Raw genomic sequence first — 19,976 nt, forward strand, 5'->3', positions numbered from 1 at the left:
GACGGCGACCTGTCTTCGCGCGAAAAAGCACTCGATCAGCCACTTAGGCTTACTCGGCCGGTTGCGCTCCTACTCTGCTGGCGTCTGGAACAAGCCGCGGGACTAGCGGTCGCGGCTCCCGGCGATCCTATTTAGAGGGGCCGGGAAGGAGGACACGGTGCGCGTCAAGCTGACCAAATCGGCGGTCGATGCGGCCGCCGGCCGCGACCGAGTACGAGCTGAGACACGGTAACGCCCGGCTTCATGGTGCGTGTGCAGCCAAGCGGGCGCAAGACTTTCATGCTGGCGTTCAGGACCGAAGCCGGCGTGCGGCGCAAAGTCAAGCCCATCCTTGGCGGCCTCAAGCTTCGAGACGTAACCCGCCCGAGCGGGTGGCGGCGCTCAGGGGCGCCATGCTTCGGGGGAAGGTACGGATCAGCTAACTCCCGCGGACGTGGCCGGCGATCCATTCGACGAGGTTGTGCAGGTGCCGCCGGTCACTCCGGACTCCGTGACAAGCCTTTCCTCCTACGCCGTTGAAAAGATATGACGGGTGAGTCAAAACCCAAGGCATGGGGAGCGTCGAAGGGGATTGCTGCGGGCCCGACCAGATGGAGCGGGTTCTCGAGTGCTGTTACGACGACATGCGCAGGCTGGCGCGCCGGATGGTGGCCGGCGACTCGCTCCGGATCGTGTTTCAGCCTACGGACCTTGCCAACGAAGCGGTATTGCGGCTTTTGCAATCCGCCCCGGTCGCGGTCCAAGATCGAGGTCACCTGCTTGCGCTCGCGGCCCGAACGATTCGGCGCGTGCTGATCGACGAGGCGCGCCGGCAGGCACGGATCAAGCGAAGACGACCTGAACTGCTAACCCGCTTGCCCGGCGCGCCGCCGACCGCCCTGATCAGCGTGGAGGATTTCGATGCTGCCTTGGCGGCGCTGGAGCGCTTCTCGCCCGAGCATGCCCGAGTAGTCGAGCTGCGCTTCACCTTCGGACTGACGGTCGAGGAGGCCGCGGCCACGCTTGGCGTTGCCGAACGCACGGTGAAGCGGCGCTGGCAGGCGGCGCGGGCCTGGCTGCAGGACCATATCGGCAACGCCCATGAGCCAGGCTGAGATCGAGCTCCGCGCGCTCGCCATCTTCGAACGGCTGGCGGAGCGGCCTGGCGACCGGCACTTGCGCGAGCGCCTGTTGCGCCGGGAAGCGGCCGAGGTTGCCGACCGCGTCTCCGCACTGGAACGCGCCAGCCAAAGCGCCCGGCGGTGGATGCCGACCGATTTCGACGGCGTTTCCGGCGAGGCGCCGCCCCCGCCCGAGCGGATCGGCCCGTTTCGACTCACCGCTCAGATCGGCGAGGGCGGTATGGGCCAGGTCTGGCGCGGCGAGCGCGACGACGGGCTCTACGATCAGGCGGTCGCGATCAAGCTGATCCACGCTCACCTCACCCCGATCGCCGCAACGCGCTTCGCCGACGAACGCCGCATCCTTGCCCGGCTGGAGCATCCGGGCATCGCGCGGCTGATCGACGGCGGGATCGCCGAGGGCGGCCAGCCTTATCTGGTGATGGAGCTGGTCGAAGGCCGCCCGATCGACGAGGCCTGTGACGGCCAACCGTTGCGCGAGCGTGTTGCGACCTTCATCAAGGCCGCCGATGCCGTGCAGTTCGCGCACAGCCGGCTGGTTGTCCACGCCGATCTTAAGCCCTCCAACATCCTCGTTGCCGGCTCGGGCTGGGTCAAGCTGCTCGATTTCGGCATCGCCCGCCTGCTCGACGGCGATGAGCGCGCCGAGGCGCCCCAACACCCCATGACTCGCGCATATGCCAGCCCCGCGCGGGTGGCCGGCGCTGGGCCGACGATCGCCGACGATGTTTACGCGCTCGGGATGATCCTGCGCGAGCTGATCGGTGCGGCGGGCGACCGGGACCTCGACGCGATCGCCGTCAAGGCCGCCGCCGATGACGAAGCCGAGCGCTACGGCAGCGTCACCGCGCTGATCGGCGATCTTGAGCGCTGGCAGGAGCGCCTGCCAGTCACCGCTCGGCCTGCGACCCTAGGCTATCGCTCGGCGCGTTTCGTTGCGCGCCACCGACTGGGAGTTTCCGCGACTGCCGCGGCGCTGGTGCTGCTGCTCGCCACCAGCGTCGTAGCGACCCTGAGCTATTTCCGGGCAGAGCGCGCCCGTGCCGAGGCGAGCGCCCGCTTCGAGGACGCGCGCGGCACGTCCCGTTACCTGCTCTACCGGCTCTCCGACCGTCTGGAGCGCCAACCAGGCTCGCTTCCTCTGCGAGCCGAAGTCGCGCGCGTTTCACAGCATTACCTGACCCGCCTTGCTGCTAGCGAGAACGCTCCGGCCGAAGTCCGGCTGGAGGCGGCCGAAGGACTGATTCGGTTGGCGGAACGGCTGGGAGCGCCCGGGCGCCCCAGTTTCGGGCAAGGCGAGGCTGCCCGCGCCAACCTGGAGCGAGCCATCCAAGCAATTGGGGAGGATGCCAGCCCACAGGCGGCTCAGGTGAGGGCTCGAGCATTGATTGCGCGGGCGCGGCTTGAAATGCACACGTTCAACAACCTGCCGGCGGCGAGCCAGGCGCTACACGCAGCCGCGACAATCGCCCGGTCGTCTCCCCGGCACGAGCTCGGGGCGGACTTCCTCGTGGCCCTTGCTTCGCTGCGCATGGCACAGGGCCGCTATGCCGACACGATCCGTCACACGCGCGCCGTCCTGGACGTTCGCGTTCCACCGAACGACTATAAGGGTCTGGTGACGCAGGCCTACGCAACGGAGCTTCTGGGCGACGCAACTTATTACTCTGACCCGACGATCGGTGTGGCCAATAGCATCGCCGTTTATCGAAGGCTTATCCGCCAATGGGAAGCGATCGGCATCCGCTGGCCTGGGGATCCGCTCGCCAGCCGCCGGGTCCCGATGGCCCGATACTCGCTCGCGACCACCCTGCTTGGCCATGACCCAGCGACCGGCGCGCGGGAAGCGGAGGCGCTGCTGGCGAAAGCTTCCCGCGAGATGCGGGCGGTCAGCGAAGCTGAGCCGAGCGACCGCGAGACGGCACGTCAGTACATGGTGGTGCGGGGCGGACATGGGCAGGCGCTGGCGGCTTTGCGTCGCTTCGATGAGGCAATCGCAATCGCGCGGGAGCTGATTGCATTCCGCCTCGAAGAATGGAGGTCGGCGCCCACCGAACCCCGTCGCCTGCGGGAGTATGCGGTAAGCATCGCCATTCTCGCCGACATGGAGGCAGATGCGGGCCGCGAGGCGAGCGCGTGCTGGCGATACGGGAAGGTGATGCAGCTGTTCGAGCAGTTGCGGCGCATCGACCGGCAAGTCAGGCTCGATGAGGATTATGGCGTGCGCCTCGTCCGGCAGCGGCAGGCAAGGCACTGTCGCAGCTGAGTCCCGGCAGAAGTGAAAAAATCCGAAATCAGTGGCCCCTAATCGACCCCGTTGACGCACTTGCCGTGTGAAAGCCCGGAGGAGCGGGCTTGGGGGAGGTTTCCATGGCGACGATCAACGGCGGCATTGATCCGGACACGCTGAACGGCACGACCGGTTCGGACATCATCAACGGCTTTGGCGGCGACGACACGCTCGACGGCAAGGAGAGCGGCGACACACGCTCAACGGGGGCGACGACAACGACATTTTGAAGATGTCGCACTCCGGAACCGACTTCATCAACGGCGACGCGGGATCGGATACTCTGGTCCTGGACTGGCGGGCTGCAACCGGCGGATATTTCACCTTCTCACGGCAGACCTTCACGCCAAACCCGAATGGCGGCTTCGACGGCCGATACGAGAACGTCAACGGCTACACCGTCAACTTCACGTCGGTCGAACATTTCGATATTACAGCGCACGACAACGATATCGGCGACCAGCTGCGGACCGGTAGCGGCAATGATCGCCTCTTCCTCCTCGGCGGCAACGACTATGTCGATGTGGGCTCCGGGCTGGAGACGGCCGACGGCGGTGCCGGCGACGACGGCATCTCGGCCGATCTGTCGGCGACCTCTACACCGATCACCTGGAACCTGCAGGCCAACAGCTATGCAGGGCCGGCCGGAACAAGCTTCACCAACTTCGAATATTTCGGGCTGTTCAGCACTGCCGCTTCCGGCGCGCTTCGGACCGGCAGCGGCGACGACACGATTGTCACGAGCCTGAATTTGCATCGCGACATCATGCACCTGGGCGGCGGCAACGACACGGCCAGCGTGTTCCGCGGCTCCGACACGGTGCACGGTGATGCCGGCAACGACACCCTGACCATCGATTGGAGTAGCTCGTCGAGCGGCTCCGCATACTTCACCTTGCACTCGTCTGGCTTCTCGCTGCTCGTAAACTCGGCTGGCGGCTTTGACGGCTTTTACGACAATATCAACGGATCGAGGGTGACGTTCACCTCGATCGACCACTTCCACATCACCGCGCATGACAACAATATCGGTGATCAACTCCGCACCGGCAGCGGCAATGACCGCGTGTTCCTCCTCGGCGGCAACGACTACGTCGACGTGGGTTCCGGACTGGACACGGCCGATGGGGGCGCCGGCATCGATGGCATCTCGGTCGACCTGTCGACCACCTCGGCCCCGGTCATCTGGGATCTTCAGAAGAACAGCTATGCAGGCCCGGCGGGAACAAGCTTCACCAACTTCGAATATTTCGGGCTGTTCAGCACTGCCGCTTCCGGCGCGCTTCGGACCGGCAGCGGCGACGACACGATCGTCACGAGCTTGGAATCCCAGCGGGACATCATGCACCTGGGAGGCGGCAACGACACGGCCAGCGTGTTCCGAGGCTCCGACACGGTGCACGGGGATGCCGGCGACGACACTCTGATCATTGATTGGAGCAGTTCCTCAAGCGGCTCTGCCTATTTCACGACTTCCCGCCACAGTCTAAGCGTCAGCTCGAACGGCGGCTTCGACGGCTTCTACGACAACGTCAACGGGTCAACGGTCACCTTCACGTCCATCGAACATTTCCACATCACTGCGCATGACAACAATCTTGGCGACGACATCAGGACGGCGGGCGGCAACGACCGGGTGACGGCCCTCGGCGGCAACGATCGGGTAAATGTCGGCGCGGGCGATGACGTCGTGACCGGCGGCGCAGGCAACGACACGCTGATCGGAGAAGCGGGCAGCGACACGGCCGTGTTCAGTGGCAAGCGCTCCGACTACCGGATCACCTACAACGACACCAGCAAGACCTATTTCGTCAGCGACCAGCGCGCGGGCGCGCCGGACGGGACCGACTCGCTGTTCGAGTTCGAGTTCGTTCAGTTTTCGGACGGCATCCGCGGGCTCGGCCAAGGCGCGAGCGCCGGAATGCTTAGCGACGTGATCATCCGGCCTGAGCATGACGGGAGCCGAGCGACCTTGGTCGAGTCGGTCAACGCGTTCCATTTGGACGTTGCTGCCCTTGAGGGTGGCGGCTTCGCAATGCTTTCGTCAGATTTCATCAACGAGGACGGCGAGTCGGTCTATCGCATCCGCTTGTTCAACGATGAGCGGCAACAGGTTGGGGAGCCGATTCAGCTTAGCACCACACAGCATTCCCCTCAGCCCCACATCACGGCTTTGTCGAACGGCCGTTTTGCAGTGACTTATACGATCGATCACCCGGTCGACAGGGCCGATGTGATCATCATCACCCGCATCTTCGAGGCGGACGGCGCCGAGGTTGGAGAGCCGAAGACGGTCGACAATTCACAAGCCGAGGACCGGACGCTGATCGACGTGGAGGGGTTGTCCGACGGCAGCTACGTCGTGGTCTGGTCGGAAGGGATCATCGAACAGCAGACGACCTATGGCCAGCGTTACGCTCCGACTGGAGAAACCATCGGCCAAAGCTTCACCCTGGCGGGAGCCAAGGAGTCTGTTGGAGACATCGAAGCGCTGCCCGACGGGAAGTTCGTCATTTCCTACACGACGCAGTTCGTGGATCGCGACGCGCTGAAGATCTACCCCCTGCAGGGCTTCGTCCGGCTGTTCTCTAACGATGGGACTCCGGCGACACAGTCTATCGCGGTGACGGAACCGACCGCCAGCCCTTTCGCTGCCGAGATCGCTGCCCTGGACAATGGCGGGTTCGCAATCGCCTATCGGCAGGACCAAGGCGCAATCCATGTCCAGGTGTTTGACGCAGCCGGCCAGAGGGTTGCGAACGACGCGGTCGTCACGACCTTGTCGCAGATCGATCTCGACGGAATCCGCGCGGTGCAAGGCGGTTTCCTGGTTTACGGGTTCAGCCCCCACCACAATTTCATCGGCCAGCAATTTACCGCGGAGGGAGAGCTCGTCGGGGCGGGTTTCGACATCACTCCGCGCGACGACCGTGAACGGCAATCCGAGGCGATCGGCAAGGCAGGCTTCGTCGAGCTGGCCGATGGGCGCCTCCTGGTGGTGTATCCCGATTACCCGAGGGTGTCGCAAGTCGATGATGCCGGGGAGATCGTGTTCGACTTCGACAGCACCAGCTTGATCAACTCGACCGTCCTGACGGCGCAGTTGGCCATTCCCGGTACGCAGAACAACAACATCCTCACGGGGTCGATCGGCGATGATCGGCTGACAGGGCTGGACGGCAATGACGACCTGTTCGGGAAGGGTGGCGACGACGTTCTGATCGGCGGTCCGGGCGCGGACAAGCTGGACGGCGGCGCCGGAACCGACACGGCCAGCTATCTGGGGTCGTCAGGCATCAATCTTTCGCTGTCCAACCCTGCCGCCAATTCTGGCGATGCGGCCGGCGATACGTTCAACGGAATCGAACGCTTCGTCGGCTCGGAGTTCCAGGACATCATGGCCGGCGACGATACGGCCAATCATTTCGACGGCGCCGCTGGCGACGATTTCCTCTTCGGCTTGAGCGGGAACGACACGCTGATTGGCGCGCTTGGCGACGATGTTCTGGAAGGGGGGCGCCGGAGCCGACCATCTGGATGGCGGCATCGGGATCGACTCGGCAAGCTATGTGGGAGCGGCAAGCGGGGTCACGGTCGACCCCGTCAACCCGGCCCTCAATACCGGAGATGCCGCCGGGGACACGTATCGTTCCATCGAAGGCGTGCTCGGCACTGCCTTTGGCGATCACATCAGTGGCGGTGACGGACTGAACCGGTTCGAGGGCGGGGGCGGCAACGATCACCTGGACGGCCGCGGCGGGAAGGACGCGCTGTTCGGGGGCGATGGCGACGACACGCTGATCGGCGGCGCGGGCGATGATGTCCTAAATGGCGGGGAGGGCGCCGACACACTGGACGGTGGCGATGGATCCGACACCGCGACTTATGCCGATGCAGCAGAGTTCGTGAACATCGATCTGGAAGCGCTGGAGAAGCGAGCCGGGCCGCCAAGCCAGACACGCTCATCTCGATCGCGAACCTCGTCGGCACCACTTACGACGATACGCTGCGCGGTGATGGAGCGAACAATCTTCTGATCGGGGGCGCTGGCGATGACCGCATCAACGCCCGGGGCGGCGACGACACGATCGAGGGAGGGGAAGGTGACGACAAGATCGCCGGCGGCGATGGCACCGACACCTTCCTCGTCAGCGGCCGCTTCCAGGACTACGAGATCACCGCAACCCAGACCCATGTGCGGGTGCGCGACAAGCGCGAAGGCTCGCCGGATGGCACCGACATCCTGGTCGGCATGGAGAAGATCAGCTACGGGACTCCCTCCACATCCGGTTTCGTTATCGACGATCTTCCCCCGCTCGCGCCGCCGGTGCAGGTGCAGCCCGGCAAGACTTACGATCTTTCCGAGAATACCGGCTTTGTCGGCACCGCGCAGGAGCTCAACCTCACCAGCTTCGCCTTTGGGGGCGAGAGCGCGGCCAAGGCGACGTTCGAGGGCGTGTTCTTCAACGTGCTCGGCTCCGTCCTGAACCCGCTCGCGGCCGCGCTGAAGATCGGGTCGATCAAGATCAGCCTCGACACGAATGGGGACGGCGCCGCCGACACGCTGTTCACGATCGAAGATCCGGTCCGCAACCTCAGCTTCGAGATTACTAGCGATGGAACGGACTCGAAGATCATCCTGCACGAGCTCACCTCGTCCACGGCCGGTGCGGACACGATCACGGGCACCGACAATCCCGACTATCTGGATGGCCTTGCCGGGGACGATACGTTGAACGGCGGCGGCGGCTCGGATGCTCTCGCTGGCGGCGCGGGCTCCGACACCCTGTCCGGCGGCGCGGGCCGGGACGATCTGAGCGGTGGCGACGGTGCCGACCTGCTGGACGGCGGCGCCGAAGCCGATACCATGAAGGGCGGCGCCGGAAGCGACCTGTATCTCGTGGATGATGTTGGCGACGTGGTGATCGAGGCCGCGGGCGAAGGTATTCGGGACGAGGTCCGCACCACGCTCGGCAACTATGCGCTGCCGGATGACGTCGAGGTGTTGACCTACACCGGCTCCTCGGGCGCGAGCGGACTTCGGGGCAATGCCGGGAACAACCTGATCACCGGTTCCTCGCTCGGTGACCTGATCTTCTTGAACCAGGGCGGCGATGACAGCGCTTCTGGCGGTGCTGGCGATGACGGTTTTTATTTCGGCGCGGCGTTTACGGGCGCCGACTCGGTGGATGGCGGCAAAGGGGCGCTCGACCAGATCGGCTTGCAGGGCGACTATTCCGCGGGAGTGACGTTCGGGGGCGGCAACGTCAATGGCATCGAGCAGATCGTGCTGTTGCCGGGTTCGAACTCGCGCTTCGGCGACACGTCCGGCGGCTCCTACAGCTACGATTTCGCCTGGAGCGGCGGCCTTGGCGTGGGGCAGCGGCTGGTGGTCACCGCCAACACGTTGCGCCTTGGCGAAAATCTGACCTTCGACGGTTCGGCCGAGAAGAACGGCTTCTTCCTCGTCTATGGCGGCCACGGCATCGACACCCTGACCGGCGGGGCCGGCGACGACGGCTTCTTCTTCGGGCGCGACGGTCGGTTTGGGCCGGACGACAAGCTCGATGGCGGCGCCGGCTCGCTCAACCAGCTTGGGCTCCAGGGCGACTACACCGGCCAGTTCGCGATTGTGTTCGGGGCCGATCAACTGACGAACATCGAGCAGATCGTGCTCCTGACCGGCGGCGACACGCGCTTCGGAGGTGGCGGCAGCGGCTACAGCTACGATCTCACCATCAACGACGGTAACCTGGTCGCCGGCGGAACCCTGGTTATCACCGCCAACCGACTGGCCGCGCACGAGACGCTGACCTTTGACGGCTCGGCCGAGACGGACGGCCGCTTCCGCATCTTCAGCGGAAACGGCGCCGATACGATCATCGGTTGCGCGGGCGCAGACGAGATCCACGGCCGGGGCGGCGTCGACCGGATCAACGGCGGCGCGGGCGCCGATCGGATCATCGGCGGGCTGGGCGGCGACTTCCTGACCGGCGGCGACGGCGACACGTTCGTCTACGCGACGGCCGCCGAGTCGACGGGTCTGGGCTTCGACACTCTGATCGGGTTCGACTTCCAGGTCGACCGGGTCGACCTGCCGGGCGACGCGCCTGCTTTTTCCGATGTCGTGAAAGGTGCGCCGCTTGCACAGGCGACGTTTGACATCGACCTTGCGGCCGCGCTCGACGGGCTGCTCGGCGCAGGCGAGGCGGCGGTGCTGGTTGCGGGCCAAGGCGATTATGCGGGCCGGACCTTCGGCATCGTCGATGCGAACGGGGTGGCCGGCTACCAGGCCGGCGAGGATTATGTGTTCGAACTCGTCGATCCCGTCGTCCCGCCCGACCCCACTACCGACTTCTTCATCTAGGCGGCTGGGAAGCAGGGAGAAAGAGATACGGCCTGGATCAACCTCGCCGATGAAGCGCCACTACGTCATCACAAGCATCGTCAGTGCCGATCGGACCGTCTTCAACATCAAGGGCAACGATTACCGGCTGGTGGTGGCAGTTGACCTAAGAAGGCGATTGCCTGGATCAAATGGTTCGCAGGCGCAAGGATCATGGTCGCATCCACGTGAAGGAGGTTGAGCATGGCAACTGAGCTGAAAACCATCCGCAGCGAGGCGGACGATGATGCGCGATGGAGGAGTCCGCCGCGCTTTGGGTGCGAAGAGCGGCACTCGCGAGGCGATCGGCTTGACCCGCTCGTGACCTTGATCGACGCTTATGAAGCCACGCATCATGCGATGGACGCTCCCGACCCTGTCGAGGCGATCAAGTTCCGCATTGAGCAGCAGGGCCTGACCCCTCACGACCTTGAAGGCGCGATTGGCACCCGCACGCAAATCGCGGAGGTTCTGAATCGCAGGCGCGGCCTCTCCATCCACACGATCCGGCGCTTGCACAGCAAGCTCGGGAACCCCGCAAAGGTGCTGATTCGCCCTTGGCTGCAAGGAAGCAGCCTGTGAAGGCTTTCCCTAACAGGAAAGGTGGTGCGGACGGCGGGACTTGAACCCGCACTCCCGTTCGAGAAGCAGATTTTCTTACCACTTCGACTTTCGCCGCCGCCCGCAACAGGCGTTCGTGGTCTGGACTATCCCTTCGCCTTAGCCATCAGGCCGTAGGCGCCGCCCGTCTAGTCTCTACACCTTCCCGGCCGGAAGCCGGGCTTGGCTCGGGATCGGCAAGGTTTGGCACCCCAGCTTTCCCCGAATTTGAGCGGTTCTACTCCGAGCGTTTCCCCCCGGGCACTCCTGTGAAGTCTGCTGCGTCTACCGATTTCGCCACGTCCGCATTGCCGGCGTAGTGCCACAGCGCAGGCTTTCGCGCGATGGCTTGTTTTGGCTCAAGCGCCGGGCTCTTGCCTCCCCGCGGACCCTTCGAGCACGTCAGAGCATACTGCCTGACTGCGGCCGCCAACTAAGTCATTGCTAGGGGAACGAGGATTCGGCGCAAAAAGTCGGCGTCACGCGAGAAAACAGTTTTCAAGTCTCCGGCGTCTACCGGTTCCGCCACGTCCGCGCTGACGCCCTGCTAGCCTTGGCCGCACTGCCCGCGAAGGGGAAATCCGCGCAAACGCTCAATGCGGGTCGAGGACCCCTCAATGAGCTGGCATCGCTCAAACGTTGAGACGTTCGCGCATTTCCTTGCCGGGTTTGAAGTAGGGCACACGCTTGGCGGTGACGTCGACCGCTTCGCCGGTCCGCGGGTTGCGCCCTTTGCGCGCATCGCGCTCGCGGGTGGAAAATGCGCCAAAGCCGCGCAATTCCACACGGCCGCCTTGCTGCAACTGGTCAGTGACGGAATCGAAGAATGCCGTGACGACCCGTTCGATCTCCTTGCCCGTGAGATCGGGATGGTCATCGCACAGCTTCTGGACGAGTTCGGAACGGATCACGGCTTCAATCCCCCACCCCAAGGTGTTCAGCTTCTCGCGAGTTCTACCGTAGTTCCCGCAATAGCCAATCCGATGCATCGCACCAACGGATCGGAAAAGCAAGCCGGGGCAAAGACATGTTGCGACCGGCCGCCACCCCGCAAATGCCGAGCTGAGGCGGCGGGCGCTGCTGACACCCGCCGCTCACACGTGCAGCAATCAGCTGTTACGCTGCTTCAGCGCCTCGCCCAGAATGTCGCCGAGGCTGGCACCCGAGTCGGAGCTGCCGTACTGCTGGACGGCCTGCTTCTCCTCGGCGAGCTGCATCGCCTTGACGGAGAAGGTCGGCTTCTTGGAGCGGTCGAAGCCCGTCACCATCGCGTCGAACTTCTGGCCAACCTGGAAGCGCTCCGGGCGCTGTTCGTCGCGATCGCGGCCGAGATCGGTGCGCTTGATGAAGCCGGATACGCCGTCGTCGCCGACCTGAACCTCGAGCCCACCGTCACGCGATTCGAGCACCGTCACCGTGACGACCTCGCCGCGGTTGACGCCCGCGCCGCCACCAGCACCGCCGCCGGCCGCAACGCCGCCGCGCTCGAGCTGCTTCATGCCGAGGCTGATCCGCTCGCGCTCGACATCGACCTCGAGCACCTGCGCCTGCACGCTCTCGCCCTTGTGGTGAAGGTTGAGCGCTTCCTCGCCCGTCACGCCCCAGGCGATATCCGACATGTGCACCATGCCGTCGACATCGCCTTCCAAGCCGATGAACAGGCCGAACTCGGTCGAATTCTTGACCTCGCCCTCGACGATGGAGCCGACCGGATGGGCCTGAGCGAACGCTTCCCACGGATTGGCCTGCGCCTGCTTGAGACCCAGCGAAATCCGGCGCTTCTCCTCGTCGACCTCGATCACGGCGACGTCGACTTCCTGCGAGGTCGAGACGATCTTGCCCGGATGGACGTTCTTCTTGGTCCAGCTCATTTCGGAAACGTGGACCAGGCCTTCGATGCCGGCTTCGAGTTCGACGAAGGCGCCATATTCGGTGATGTTTGTGACGCGGCCATGGAACACGCCGCCGATCGGATACTTGGCCTGAGCGCCTTCCCACGGATCCGTCTCAAGCTGCTTCATGCCAAGGCTGATGCGCTGCGTCTCCCGGTTGATGCGAACGATCTGCACGCGCACGGTGTCACCGATGTTGATGACTTCCGACGGGTGGTTGACGCGCTTGTAGCTGATGTCGGTGACGTGGAGCAGGCCGTCGATGCCGCCCAGATCCACGAAGGCGCCGTAATCGGTGATGTTCTTGACCACGCCGTCGACGATCTGGTTCTCGTGGAGCGACTGGATAAGGCCGGTGCGCTGTTCGGCGCGGGTCTCTTCAAGGATCGCGCGGCGTGAGACGACGATATTCCCGCGGCGGCGGTCCATCTTGAGGATCTGGAAAGGCTGCGGCAGGTCCATCAGCGGGCCCACGTCGCGGACCGGGCGGATGTCCACCTGGCTGCCGGGCAGGAAGGCGACGGCCCCGTTCAGGTCGACGGTGAAGCCGCCCTTCACCCGGCCGAAGATCACGCCCTCGACGCGCTCGCCGGCGGCATGCTGCTTCTCGAGGCTGTCCCAGGCGGCTTCGCGACGGGCCCGGTCGCGCGACAGCATCGCCTCGCCCTGATGGTTCTCGACGCGATCGACATAGACTTCCACCGTGTCGCCGACCTTGAGCTCGGCCTTCTGGCCTGGCGCGGCGAACTCGCGCAGCGGCACGCGGCCTTCGGACTTCAAGCCGACGTCGATGACGGCGAGATCGTTCTCGATTCCGGTGACCGTGCCGGTGACGACCCGGCCTTCGAAGCTGGCATTCTCGCCGCCGAGCGTTTCGTTGAGGAGGGCCGCGAAATCGTCGCGCGTAGGCATTGCCGCAGTGGCCATTTGGAGATGTGTCCTTGTGTTTGTTTTGCCGGCCCCGGGTTGTTTCCCGAGGTCTTGTAACCCGACCACCGCGTCCGCCCCATGCGGAAACGCGGCCGTCCCGGCGGGCATGGGCGCGCGGAAGCATCGGAGCCGACAAGGCAAAAGAGCGCGGCCTGAGCGGGCGTCACCGCCACAACCCCACCACGCTGTTCCCGAGCCTCCGCAGGCGCTTACGCCCGCTGGACAGGCGGGGCTATAGGGGAGGGAGCCATTCGTCCGCAAGTGGTACTTGCGGACGAGGCAGGACTGTGCCGGAAGGCAGCTCCTGGCCCGCAACCAAACAGGCGCTCAAGCCGCTACGCGGATCGGGGAAAGCCGGCTATCGGCGCGCCATGAACAGTGTCGCGTCCACCGCCTCGATCGGTGCCACCTCGCTCCTGGCCTCACTCCTCTTCGGTTCGGCCGCACAGGCGCAGCAGCCGATCGCCGCCGAGCAGGAGCAGCAGCAGGAGACGGAGGCCGATGAAGAAGAGATCATCGTCCAGGGCACCCGCACAGGTCGGCGGATTCAGGACGAACCAATTCGGGTCGAGGTGATCACCCGCGAGGAGATCGAGGAAAAGCTGCTGATGCGGCCGGGGAACATCGCCATGCTGGTCAACGAGACTGGCGGCGTGCGCGTCCAGGTGACCTCGCCTGCATTGGGCGCGGCCAACATCCGAGTTCAAGGCATGGAGGGTCGCTACACGCAGCTGCTCGCCGATGGCTTGCCGCTCTACGGCGGCCAGGCCTCTTCGCTCGGCGTCCTGCAGATCCCACCGACCGATCTCGGCCAGGTGGAGGTGATCAAGGGCACCGCCTCCGCACTCTACGGCGCCTCCGCGCTTGGCGGCGTCATCAACCTCGTCTCGCGGCGTCCGGGCGAGGAGTTCGAGGCCGAAGTGCTCGCCAACGCAACCAGCCGGAATGGCCAGGACCTGACCGGCTATCTCTCGTCACCGCTCGGCAATGGCTGGAGCGCCTCGATAACCGGCGGCGCGCACCGGCAGAGCCGTCATGACCTGGACGAGGACGGCTGGATCGACATTCCTTTCTATGAGCGATTGACGGCACGTCCACGTTTGTTCTGGCAGGGCACAAGCGGCGCGTCCGCCTACCTCACGGTGGGGGCGATGATCGAGGAGAGGGAGGGCGGCACCCTGCCTGGTCGTACCACGCCGGACGGTCGCCCGTTCGCGCAGACCCAGAGCACGGACCGGCTCGACACCGGGCTTGCCGCCGAGTTCCCGGTCGAGCGACTCGGCAGCCTGCACCTTCGCGCATCCGCCATGACCCAGGGTCATCGGCATCGGTTCGGTGATGTCGCCGAGGAGGATCGCCACGGCACTTTGTTCGCCGAAGCCTCGCTGGCCGGACATTCGGATGCGACTGGCTGGCTCGCCGGCGTCGCGTTCCAGGATGACAGCTTCCGTTCCAAGACCTTTCCGGTCTTCAACTACACTTTCGATGTCCCGGCCTTGTTCGCGCAGGTCGAGCATGAGTTGGGCCCTGAGCTGACCGTAGCCGCCAGCGCGCGGCTCGACTTTCACAGCGAATACGGAACGCAGCTAAGTCCGCGCCTGTCGGCGCTCTACCGGCCTGGATCCTGGAGCATCCGCGCTTCGCTCGGCCGCGGCTTCTATGCGCCCACGCCGTTTGTGGAGGAGATCGAGGCTGCCGGCCTGTCGCGGCTGGAGCCGCTGAGCGGCCTGAGGGCCGAGACGGCGCAGACCGCGTCCATCGACATCGGGTACGCACCCGGGCCCCTGGAGGCTAGCGTCACCCTGTTCGCCTCCGACATCGACAAGGCCACGCGGCTGGAGATTGTCGCGGCGGATCGGGTGCGGCTCGTGAACATCGAGGGTCACACTCGCATCCGCGGGTCGGAGCTCCTGCTGCGCTACAGGTGGGACGCGTTCTCGATCACCGGCAGCTATGTCTTCGTCGACGCGACTGAGCCCGATGACATGGCCGCAAATCGGAGGCGGGTGCCTCTGACGCCCCGCCACACAGCTGGCGCGGTGGCGATGTGGGAACAGCACGGAAAAGGGCGCATCGGGATCGAAGCATATTATACGGGCCGCCAATCGCTCGAAGACAATCCTTATCGAACGGAAAGTCGGCCTTATCTTCATCTCGGCGTCCTCGGCGAGGTCGTGCTTGGCAAGATCAGCCTGTTCGCCAACGCCGAGAACATTCTGGGCGTCCGCCAAACCCGTTACGATCCGCTCCTCCTCCCGCAACGCAGGCCCAGCGGCCAGTGGACAGTCGATGTTTGGGCGCCAACGGAAGGCTTCATCCTGAACGGCGGCCTGCGGCTGCGCTTCGGCGGACAGTGAAGCCTGAAAGCCTCGCCAGTTGAGCAACTGCGAACGTGCAGCCGGGAACCTTCACGCTACGGCTTGTGCTAAAAGCAGACGCCTTGGGACGCAGCAGGGGCGGTCCGTTGACTCAGTGTCAATGCGGCGCTTACCAAATCTCATCGGGGTGGTGAAAGCCGCCTCTCAACAGGGGAGGGCATGATGCGTCTCACAATCCTTCTCGCCAGCGTCGTTTGGGCAACGCCAGCGCTCGCGTCCGGAAGTCCGCATCCTAAACACACGAAACCGCAAGGCATCCCGGTCGCGAAGCTGCCGCACCTCAACTATGGTGCCAAGCCAGCGCACCCGGCGAAGCCGCCGAAACTCGTGTACCAGCACTTGCCGCCAGCCTGGAAGGCGCCGCCAAAGGGAACACCTGTTGGTCATTTGCCGCACCTCAACTACGGCCAGAATATCAAAAACAGCGCCCACGCGGGTGCTCATGCCGGAGCGAAGGCTGGTGCATCGGCCACCGGCGGCGCAGCCTCGATCGGCAATGTTTCGACGGGGCCTTCCACGGCCACAGCTTCGAACTCGAACACCAACAACGCCAACAACTCGTCCAATCTCTCGTCGAACGTCTCGGTGGAGGGCGACACCTACATCCATCGTGAAGCCCGCAACCGCCGGATCCCGGTGAGCACGGCATATGCTGCTCCGCTGACGTCTGGCATCGACACCTGTTTGGGAAGCGCAAGTGCCGGCGTTCAGACGGGCATCCTCGGGGTGAGCCTGGGCGGCACGAAGCGGGACCGCATCTGCGAGACGATCAAGCTCTCCCGTGAGCTTCACCACATGGGCATGCGCGAGGGCGCGGTTCAACTGCTCTGCAACGACGAGCGCGTCCGCGTCGCCATGCGAAACGCCGGGACACCTTGCGAGGCAGTGACCTACGAGCCGCCGATGGCGTATGACGCACCGCCTCCGCCCATCGAATATGCACCCCCTCCACCTAAGCCTAGGCGTGGGGAACGAGGGTAAGCTCACAGGACGGGAGGGGCTATTGCGGTCCGGCGGTCTCCGGTTCGGGACAATCCGCGCGGGTGCGGGATGAACGCGCCGATCCGGTCGGACGCCGAGCCGCCGGTGCTGACGCTCTAGGCGGAGTCCCGCTTCGGCATCAGGGCGGCGTCGGTGTCCTTGGCCTTGCAGTAAGCGGGACGGGCGGTGATGCGGGCAACATACTCCTCGAAGCCCGGGCGCTTTTCCATCGTGCCGAACTGCGTGCCCCAGGAGATCTGCGAGCCGAGATAAACGTCAAGCGCAGAGAATTTGTCGCCGAGCAGATACGGGCCCGTGGCGACAAGTTGCTCGAGTACACCGAGCACTGTGTCGTAGCCGCCATAACCAACCATCATCGACTGCTCGGGGCTTGGGTCCCATTTCAGATAGTGGTTGGTGACGGCGTGCTCGACCGGGCCGGCGCCAAAGAACATCCAGCGAAGATACGATCCTCGTAACGGGTCCCGGGGCGCGGGCGCGAGCTGGCGGTCGGGAAAGGCGTCGGCGAGATAGGCGCAGATGGCCGCCCCTTCGGTGACCACCACCTCTCCGTGCCGGATCGCAGGGACCTTGCCCATCGGATTGATTGCCAGATAGTCGGGCGACTTCATGGTGGTGCCGTAATCGAGCAGCACCGTCTCGTAAGGCTGGCCGACTTCCTCCAGCATCCAGCGCGCAATCTGCCCGCGCGACATTGGGTTGGTGTAGAAGGTGATGTCAGCCATGCGCGCCTCGTGGTGTGGTCAGGCGAGTTTAGCGCGAATGCTGAACAATGAAACCCGCTCCCTTTGACGGGAGAGGGTACGGAGCCTTGCGATAAAGGAGCCTAGGCGGAGTTGGAGAGGGCGACCCCGTCGGCGGCTGAACTCGACCGGTGTCACCCTCTCCCAGCTTCGCCTAAGCTCGCCAAAGCGGCTCGCTAAGGCTGCGCAACCATGAGCGGGTGAACACGCCCCCGGCATGTTCATGATTGTCCGGAGGCATTCCGGCCCGCTCATCCCATCAAGGGAGAGGGTCTGTATCAGGCCTGCGGTTCGGGTTGGCCTTGGTCGGCCTGGCCTTCGGCCTCCCCGATCTGGACCTTTCGGCCCTTCTTCTTGGCCGCCTTGGGCGGGGCGGAGACGATCTCGAACGCGGGTGCGTTGTCCTTGATCGTGACCTTGACCTCGCCGCCGTGCATCAGCTTGCCGAACAGTAGCTCCTCCGCGAGCGGCTGCTTGATCTTCTCCTGAACCAGGCGGCCCATCGGGCGCGCGCCGTAGAGCTTGTCGTAGCCGCGCGTCGTCAGCCAGGCTTTGGCCTCGTCGTCGAGGTGGATGTGGACGTTGCGATCCGCCAGCTGAAGCTCGAGCTGGAGGATGAACTTGTCGACAACCCGGGCGACCACTTCCGGCGGCAGGTAGCTGAACGGCACGATCGCATCGAGGCGGTTGCGGAATTCCGGCGTGAACATCCGCTTGATCGCTTCCTCATCCTCGCCCTCGCGGGTCATGGCGCCGAAGCCCACCGCCTCGCGCGCCATGTCGCTGGCGCCCGCATTGGTGGTCATGATGAGGATGACGTTGCGGAAATCAACCGTCTTGCCGTGGTGATCGGTGAGCTTGCCGTTATCCATCACCTGCAGGAGGATGTTGAACAGGTCCGGATGGGCCTTCTCGATCTCGTCCAGCAGAAGCACGGAGTGCGGATGCTGGTCGACGGCGTCGGTCAGCAGGCCGCCCTGGTCGTAGCCGACATAGCCCGGAGGCGCACCGATCAGGCGGCTCACCGAATGCCGTTCCATGTATTCCGACATGTCGAAACGCTGGAGCGGGATGCCCATGATGCTGGCCAGCTGACGCGCCACCTCCGTCTTGCCGACGCCGGTCGGGCCGGAGAAGAGATAGTTGCCGATCGGCTTGTCGGGATCGCGGAGACCTGCCCGCGACAGCTTGATCGCCGAGGAGAGGACGCCGATCGCGGCATCCTGGCCGAACACGACCCGCTTGAGGTCGCGGTCGAGATGCTCGAGCGCCTTCTTGTCGTCGGTCGAGACGCTCTTCGGCGGGATGCGAGCGATGGTCGAGATGACCTGCTCGATCTCCTTGACCGTGATCGTCTTCTTGCGCTTGTTCGGCGGCACCAGCATCTGCATTGCGCCGACTTCGTCGATCACGTCGATCGCCTTGTCCGGCAGCTTGCGGTCGTTGATGTAGCGCGCCGACAGCTCGACCGCCGACTTGATCGCATCGGGCGTGTACTTGACCTTGTGATGATCCTCGAACGCGGTGCGAAGCCCTGCCAGGATCTTGATTGTGTCCTCGATCGTCGGCTCGTTGACGTCGATCTTCTGGAACCGGCGCAGCAGCGCGCGATCTTTTTCGAAGTGGTTGCGGAACTCCTTGTAAGTGGTGGAGCCGATGCACCGGATCGTGCCGCCCGACAGAGCGGGCTTCAGGAGGTTTGAGGCGTCCATCGCGCCGCCCGAAGTCGCGCCGGCGCCGATCACCGTGTGGATCTCGTCGATGAACAGGATCGCGTGGGGAAGCTTCTCGAGCTCCGTCACCACCGCCTTGAGGCGCTCCTCGAAGTCGCCGCGATAGCGAGTGCCGGCGAGCAACGCGCCCATGTCGAGCGAGTAGATCACCGCCTCGCGAAGCACCTCGGGGACGTCGCCCTCGATGATCTTGCGCGCCAGGCCTTCGGCGATGGCCGTCTTGCCGACGCCCGGGTCGCCCACATAGAGCGGGTTGTTCTTGGAGCGGCGGCACAGGATCTGCACCGTGCGATCGACCTCCGGCCCGCGGCCGATCAGTGGATCGACGCGGCCGGAGTGCGCCTTCTCATTGAGGTTGACGGTGAACTGCTTGAGCGGGCTCTCGCTCTTCTTCTTGCCGTCCTCCTGCTTGGGCTCCTCGGCGCCCTTGACCTCGGGCGCCTCGGTGGAGGTCTCGCCCTTGCCGACGCCGTGGCTGATATAGCTGACCGCATCGAGGCGGCTCATGTCCTGCTGCTGGAGGAAATAAACGGCATAGCTCTCGCGCTCGGAAAAGAGTGCGACAAGCACGTTGGCGCCGGTCACCTCGTCGCGACCGGAGGACTGGACGTGGAGGATGGCGCGCTGGACAACCCGCTGGAAGCCGCTGGTGGGGGAGGGATCGGTATCCGCGTCGACCTTCAGCGCTTCCAGTTCGGTGTCGAGATACTGGCGAACCGCCTCACGCAGCTCCTTCAAGTCGACCCCGCAGGCTGACATGACCTTGGATGCATGGGCATCCTCGACAAGCGCGAGCAGCAGGTGCTCCAGCGTCGCATATTCGTGCCGGCGGCCGCTCGCCTCGGCCAAAGCCGTATGGAGCGTTTGTTCGAGTTCGCGGGCGAAAGACGGCATGTTCAACT

The 19,976-nt window shown here is 64.7% G+C and carries 14 protein-coding genes and 1 pseudogene; 11 read left to right on the forward strand and 4 right to left on the reverse strand.

Going from position 1 to position 19,976, the window contains the following annotated elements; translation table 11 throughout:
- Positions 1 to 551 precede the first annotated feature (551 nt).
- From VF631_RS06335 to VF631_RS06375, 9 genes and pseudogenes are all read left to right on the forward strand, one after another.
- Entirely contained in the window at positions 552 to 1,094 is a 543-nt protein-coding gene (locus VF631_RS06335) for an ECF-type sigma factor (protein WP_431849434.1), read from the forward strand.
- A complete protein-coding gene (locus VF631_RS06340) occupies positions 1,081 to 3,387 on the forward strand; it encodes a serine/threonine-protein kinase (RefSeq protein ID WP_431849435.1) in 2,307 nt (768 codons plus the stop codon). Before VF631_RS06335 ends, VF631_RS06340 begins: the two co-directional genes overlap by 14 nt.
- Positions 3,388 to 3,491: 104 nt before the next feature.
- A complete protein-coding gene (locus VF631_RS06345; protein ID WP_431849436.1) occupies positions 3,492 to 3,641 on the forward strand; it encodes a hypothetical protein in 150 nt (49 codons plus the stop codon).
- Between the two features lie 2 nt (positions 3,642 to 3,643).
- On the forward strand, positions 3,644 to 7,114 hold the full coding sequence (locus VF631_RS06350; protein WP_431849437.1) for a calcium-binding protein: 3,471 nt from the start codon (positions 3,644 to 3,646) through the stop codon (positions 7,112 to 7,114).
- Positions 7,074 to 7,448: a calcium-binding protein gene (locus VF631_RS06355; RefSeq protein WP_431849438.1), complete on the forward strand. Its 375-nt coding sequence runs from the start codon at positions 7,074 to 7,076 to the stop codon at positions 7,446 to 7,448. Before VF631_RS06350 ends, VF631_RS06355 begins: the two co-directional genes overlap by 41 nt.
- Positions 7,445 to 7,546, forward strand: a pseudogene (locus VF631_RS06360) (calcium-binding protein); the annotation flags it as partial. The gene VF631_RS06355 and the pseudogene VF631_RS06360, both read left to right, overlap by 4 nt.
- A gap of 60 nt (positions 7,547 to 7,606) precedes the next feature.
- Positions 7,607 to 9,778: a calcium-binding protein gene (locus VF631_RS06365; RefSeq protein WP_431849439.1), complete on the forward strand. Its 2,172-nt coding sequence runs from the start codon at positions 7,607 to 7,609 to the stop codon at positions 9,776 to 9,778.
- 49 nt (positions 9,779 to 9,827) lie between these two features.
- Complete coding sequence (locus VF631_RS06370) at positions 9,828 to 9,998, forward strand: type II toxin-antitoxin system HigB family toxin (RefSeq protein ID WP_431849440.1); 171 nt, start codon at positions 9,828 to 9,830, stop codon at positions 9,996 to 9,998.
- A 2-nt stretch (positions 9,999 to 10,000) separates the two neighbouring features.
- Positions 10,001 to 10,378 (forward strand): helix-turn-helix domain-containing protein, encoded by a 378-nt coding sequence (locus VF631_RS06375; RefSeq protein ID WP_431849441.1) that lies wholly within the window; start codon positions 10,001 to 10,003, stop codon positions 10,376 to 10,378.
- 650 nt (positions 10,379 to 11,028) lie between these two features.
- On the opposite strand, the gene VF631_RS06380 is transcribed toward VF631_RS06375, so the two are convergent.
- Positions 11,029 to 11,307 carry an integration host factor subunit beta gene (locus tag VF631_RS06380; protein ID WP_431849442.1) on the reverse strand — a complete coding sequence of 93 codons (279 nt, stop codon included), beginning with the start codon at positions 11,305 to 11,307 and terminating at the stop codon, positions 11,029 to 11,031.
- Between the two features lie 198 nt (positions 11,308 to 11,505).
- Entirely contained in the window at positions 11,506 to 13,215 is a 1,710-nt protein-coding gene (gene rpsA / locus VF631_RS06385) for a 30S ribosomal protein S1 (RefSeq protein ID WP_431849443.1), read from the reverse strand.
- Between the two features lie 374 nt (positions 13,216 to 13,589).
- On the opposite strand from rpsA, the gene VF631_RS06390 reads away from it, so the two are divergent.
- On the forward strand, positions 13,590 to 15,575 hold the full coding sequence (locus VF631_RS06390; protein WP_431849444.1) for a TonB-dependent receptor plug domain-containing protein: 1,986 nt from the start codon (positions 13,590 to 13,592) through the stop codon (positions 15,573 to 15,575).
- A gap of 408 nt (positions 15,576 to 15,983) precedes the next feature.
- Positions 15,984 to 16,577, forward strand: a complete 594-nt coding sequence (locus tag VF631_RS06395; protein WP_431849445.1) for a hypothetical protein — start codon at positions 15,984 to 15,986, stop codon at positions 16,575 to 16,577.
- 116 nt (positions 16,578 to 16,693) lie between these two features.
- On the opposite strand, the gene VF631_RS06400 is transcribed toward VF631_RS06395, so the two are convergent.
- Together VF631_RS06400 and clpA are read right to left on the reverse strand one after the other, a co-directional pair.
- Entirely contained in the window at positions 16,694 to 17,323 is a 630-nt protein-coding gene (locus VF631_RS06400) for a glutathione S-transferase family protein (RefSeq protein WP_431849446.1), read from the reverse strand.
- 296 nt (positions 17,324 to 17,619) lie between these two features.
- On the reverse strand, positions 17,620 to 19,968 hold the full coding sequence (clpA, locus tag VF631_RS06405; RefSeq protein ID WP_431849447.1) for an ATP-dependent Clp protease ATP-binding subunit ClpA: 2,349 nt from the start codon (positions 19,966 to 19,968) through the stop codon (positions 17,620 to 17,622).
- Positions 19,969 to 19,976: the final 8 nt, after the last annotated feature.

The sequence above is a fragment of the Allosphingosinicella sp. genome (genome assembly GCF_036387615.1).
Lineage (GTDB): Bacteria > Pseudomonadota > Alphaproteobacteria > Sphingomonadales > Sphingomonadaceae > Allosphingosinicella.

What these genes read in the sequence shown, in the direction of transcription:
- rpsA (WP_431849443.1), bottom strand. Translation starts at nt 13,215, where the DNA reads ATGGCCACTGCGGCAATGCCTACGCGCGACGATTTCGCGGCCCTCCTC.
- VF631_RS06375 (WP_431849441.1), top strand. Translation starts at nt 10,001, where the DNA reads ATGGCAACTGAGCTGAAAACCATCCGCAGCGAGGCGGACGATGATGCG.
- VF631_RS06390 (WP_431849444.1), top strand. Translation starts at nt 13,590, where the DNA reads ATGAACAGTGTCGCGTCCACCGCCTCGATCGGTGCCACCTCGCTCCTG.
- clpA (WP_431849447.1), bottom strand. Translation starts at nt 19,968, where the DNA reads ATGCCGTCTTTCGCCCGCGAACTCGAACAAACGCTCCATACGGCTTTG.
- VF631_RS06370 (WP_431849440.1), top strand. Translation starts at nt 9,828, where the DNA reads ATGAAGCGCCACTACGTCATCACAAGCATCGTCAGTGCCGATCGGACC.
- VF631_RS06340 (WP_431849435.1), top strand. Translation starts at nt 1,081, where the DNA reads ATGAGCCAGGCTGAGATCGAGCTCCGCGCGCTCGCCATCTTCGAACGG.
- VF631_RS06345 (WP_431849436.1), top strand. Translation starts at nt 3,492, where the DNA reads ATGGCGACGATCAACGGCGGCATTGATCCGGACACGCTGAACGGCACG.
- VF631_RS06400 (WP_431849446.1), bottom strand. Translation starts at nt 17,323, where the DNA reads ATGGCTGACATCACCTTCTACACCAACCCAATGTCGCGCGGGCAGATT.
- VF631_RS06335 (WP_431849434.1), top strand. Translation starts at nt 552, where the DNA reads ATGGGGAGCGTCGAAGGGGATTGCTGCGGGCCCGACCAGATGGAGCGG.
- VF631_RS06350 (WP_431849437.1), top strand. Translation starts at nt 3,644, where the DNA reads ATGTCGCACTCCGGAACCGACTTCATCAACGGCGACGCGGGATCGGAT.